The following is a 3,377-nucleotide window of genomic DNA, read 5'->3' as shown; positions in this document are numbered from 1 at the left end:
GTGTTTGTAGAGGCGGGTAAGGTTTCGGAGGAAATTCTAAGAGAAGCGAAGGCAAGTAGCGACAAGGTGGAGAAACTTCTGAGGGATCTGGGTGTCAGCTAGGGTTTCAATTGATACCGGTGTTTTTATAGAATACATTGACCTAAAGGGGTCGTTCCATAAACTTGCCCAAGCTCTCATTAACTCCTTCCACAGGATAGAAGTGTTTTTACCAGGAGTTATTCTTGCGGAAACATGTTATTTTGCAGCTAGAATATACAAAACTTTAGGATTTAGCAACTTTTTGGAAAAAGCATTAAAACTTGTTGAATGGCTTAACGGGCATCCATCAATCCAAATTAATCGTAGCTTCGACTTGGATGTGGAAGCTGCAAAAATCAAAACCCAATATAACGTAGCCTTAACTGACTGCTACTTGTTAGCTATGTCAAAAGTTAAGGACTGCATAGCCATATTCAGGAAGAGGGAAAAAGAAATGCCACCAAATATAGAAAAAGATTTCAATATTCTATTCTTAGAAGATTATGTGTAATTAGTTAATCCGTAAATCTAACAACTATTTTGAGGAAATATTAAAATCTACGCCTCTTAATTAGGGAAGGTTGGTGGGAAAGGTCAGGTTTTAATACCAAAAGAAATCCGAGAAATGTGTAATAATCAGAACGAATTTATTATTTACAATTATTTTCCTTGGTTGGAAATCATTTTAAATTAAAATCTAGCCAGAAAAAAAGAGGAAAAAATTTTTTATTTTTTGTACAAACAGTTTCCAGTTATTTTCTGTAGACCCCATACTTCTTGGTGGTATCCACCATAGCCTTTACGTTTTCAAACTTTGCATCGTCGGGTACCTCGGCGCTTACTATGAGTCCTCCGCCCTCAGCGCAGCCATCAATAATTTTCTTGACTTCTTTTTCTACCTCTTTGGGTGTTCCGAAAGAAAGCAGGGATGGTTTCAGGTTGCCGAAAAGGCACATGTGGTCTCCAAGAATTTCTTTTGCCTTGAAAATGTCGGTGCGCTCATCTAAGTGTAGGTAACACTTCTTTGATGGTAGTTCTATAAGATATTCTAGTATAGGAGTCCAGTTAGTATCAAAGTGGCACTGAATTCTCTTAACATGATCCTTAACCGCGTGAAGAACCTTTCTGAGATAAGGTAAGCCGAACTTTTCAAATGTTTTTGGACTTACAAAGTCTGAGCTCAGCCCTCCGGATCCACAGAGTACGTATTCCGCTCTAGTCATATCTATCATGTTTAGCGCGATTGCTATGAGACCGTCCACCATCCAGTCGCAGGCTTCAATAATCTTTTCTGGTCTTCTATGTAGGTCTAGTAGAAAGTTTGTAGTGCCCCGTAGCTTGCTTAGAAGGTCGTAGGGAGCGGCAATTTGCCCTTCGAGCATAGGGGGTGCTTGATATTTCTCCATCCACTTTGCCTTGAGCATGGCGGATTTCATTCCGAACTCCGGTATCCTTGCGATGTCTAATAAACTTCCGCGTTTGAAACTGAAGAAACGGTATAATCCCTCATTTATTATAAGGTCGTAACCGTTTTCGTCCATTATTGGGTTTTCCTTGGAGTGCTCATTAATCTCCGCCATCCGATCTGGTGGAAGTTCTCTCCCCGGAAGATACCATTCAAAGTAGAATGTCGAGAACATGCCCGGAAATGGGTCAAAGTACGCAAGACCCGTAGGCGCAATATCAATCATGTCCACCTTTCCTAGTTTGAGGTAGGTCTCTTCGAATGCCTTTTCAAATATTTCAAAATTGAACAGGTAATCAGCCAAAGTGACTCCTGCCACTCTTGCCGGAAAAGTGTCTAGTAGTGGTGCAATTGGCACCCGGTCAGGCTCTTTTAAATCCATAGCAGCATTAATTCTTTCCAGAGGCGTCATAGCCTCCTCGGTAGCTTTACCCATCTTTCATCTCACCCCCAAAAACTCTTTAATAATTCTAAGCCCCTCATAGGCATCCTGAGTGAAAGCATCTGCTCCCGCAATCTCTTTCCATTTCTCATCCACGGGAAGACCGCCGAGAATCACCTTCACTTCTTTTCGCAGTCCTTCTCTCTTCAAGGTTTCCACGGTTTCCTTCATTGGTTCAACAGCCATGGTCAAGATTCCCGATAGTCCTAACACTTGGGCTTTTTCACGCTTCACAACTCTGATAAATTCATCTGGTGGAACATCAGTGCCCAAATCGTGTACCGTGAAGCCGTCATTCTTAAGCAGAGCCACCATTATGTTTTTTCCAATATCGTGTAAATCACCCTTAACGGTTCCTATCACTATAGTTCCTTTTTCTTTTTCTTTCGAGATTTCAAGTTTGGGTTCAATAATTTCCATTGCCAACTTGAATATTTCAGCAGCCATAACCAAGTCTGAAAGGAAGTACTCCTTTTCCTCGTACTTTTTTCCCACATTATCCATGCCTTCCTTTAGCTGATTCAAAATTTCGCGTGCCGGTTTGCCTGAGTTCAATTGTTTCTGTACCATTTCCAGTACACGCTTTTCCTCAAGATTAACTAGTGCCTCTGCTAATTCACTATTCTTTCCTTTCATCTTTTGACTCTCCTTTTTGAGGTTCTGGTGGAGGTGGGGGTGCAGGCGGTGGAACACCCCACATTCCAAGAAGCATGGGGAAAATGTTCACGACAATGTCGGCGTTTTTTCCAAACATCAATTTGGCAACGGCTTTCCTTCTTTCTTCACTCATCATTCCTTTACAACCTCCAAGAAAATAGTTTAGAATTTATTGTAAAGAGTATTATTATGTATTTTGTTTTTATGAAATACCTTTTTATGAAATACTTTTTTAAGTAATAAACCATTGCATTTACACGAGGTGACGACTTTGGGAAAAAGAGAAAAAAGAAGAATAACAGAAAATGATGAAGAAATGCCTTGGAAATCCATAGAAGACACGGAAAACATTTATGATGATGAGCAGCGGGAGAGAATGTTAGAGGAGGACGAAATCACCTGGGCAGAGGCAGCCTTTATGGAAGGAAGAGAAAAAAATCCTTGGAAACGAAATTACAAGCCTCATACAGATACACGATCCGTTGAACTATCGGAAGAAGACTACTTTGAAGATTAATACTAAAAAATAAAATTTTATGATTTAACCCACTTTCTGCACCTCTGGTTTATTTTTTCCTATTTTTATAAAATTTGCAAGCCTGTGGAGGAAGCAGAAGCCTTTACTGAATAAATTTTCGGGAAACTTTAATCCGTGCAAGAGAAACAATCAGTAATTGAGAAAAAAGAAAAAATACAAAAAACATTTACAAAGGGTGCAGAAAAGGGATTTAAATATAATTTATAACTTTGAATAAAATATTGTTTCATAATGCATATTTGAATAAATTAAAT

5 protein-coding genes are annotated in these 3,377 nt (G+C 39.4%); 2 read left to right on the top strand and 3 right to left on the bottom strand.

Annotation, left to right across the window (positions count from 1 at the left end; translation table 11 throughout):
* Window positions 1–91 precede the first annotated feature (91 nt).
* Complete coding sequence (locus ACUVXA_RS18475) at window positions 92–532, top strand: PIN domain-containing protein (protein ID WP_445872761.1); 441 nt, start codon at window positions 92–94, stop codon at window positions 530–532.
* Window positions 533–773: 241 nt separating this feature from the next.
* On the opposite strand, the gene ACUVXA_RS18470 is transcribed toward ACUVXA_RS18475, so the two are convergent.
* Genes ACUVXA_RS18470 through ACUVXA_RS18460 form a run of 3 tightly spaced genes read right to left on the bottom strand, consistent with a single transcriptional unit; the run spans window position 774 to window position 2,721 of the window.
* On the bottom strand, window positions 774–1,922 hold the full coding sequence (locus ACUVXA_RS18470) for a uroporphyrinogen decarboxylase family protein (RefSeq protein ID WP_445872760.1): 1,149 nt from the start codon (window positions 1,920–1,922) through the stop codon (window positions 774–776).
* Window positions 1,923–1,925: 3 nt separating this feature from the next.
* A complete protein-coding gene (locus ACUVXA_RS18465; protein WP_445872759.1) occupies window positions 1,926–2,564 on the bottom strand; it encodes a cobalamin B12-binding domain-containing protein in 639 nt (212 codons plus the stop codon).
* Window positions 2,548–2,721, bottom strand: a complete 174-nt coding sequence (locus tag ACUVXA_RS18460; RefSeq protein ID WP_445872758.1) for a hypothetical protein — start codon at window positions 2,719–2,721, stop codon at window positions 2,548–2,550. Before ACUVXA_RS18460 ends, ACUVXA_RS18465 begins: the two co-directional genes overlap by 17 nt.
* A gap of 135 nt (window positions 2,722–2,856) precedes the next feature.
* On the opposite strand from ACUVXA_RS18460, the gene ACUVXA_RS18455 reads away from it, so the two are divergent.
* Window positions 2,857–3,102 carry a hypothetical protein gene (locus ACUVXA_RS18455; RefSeq protein WP_445872757.1) on the top strand — a complete coding sequence of 82 codons (246 nt, stop codon included), beginning with the start codon at window positions 2,857–2,859 and terminating at the stop codon, window positions 3,100–3,102.
* The last annotated feature ends 275 nt before the right edge of the window (window positions 3,103–3,377 follow it).

It is taken from the genome of Candidatus Jordarchaeum sp., assembly GCF_052745115.1.
The sequence above is the reverse complement of the archived record's forward strand: the minus strand, read 5'-3'. Positions and strand labels throughout refer to the sequence as shown.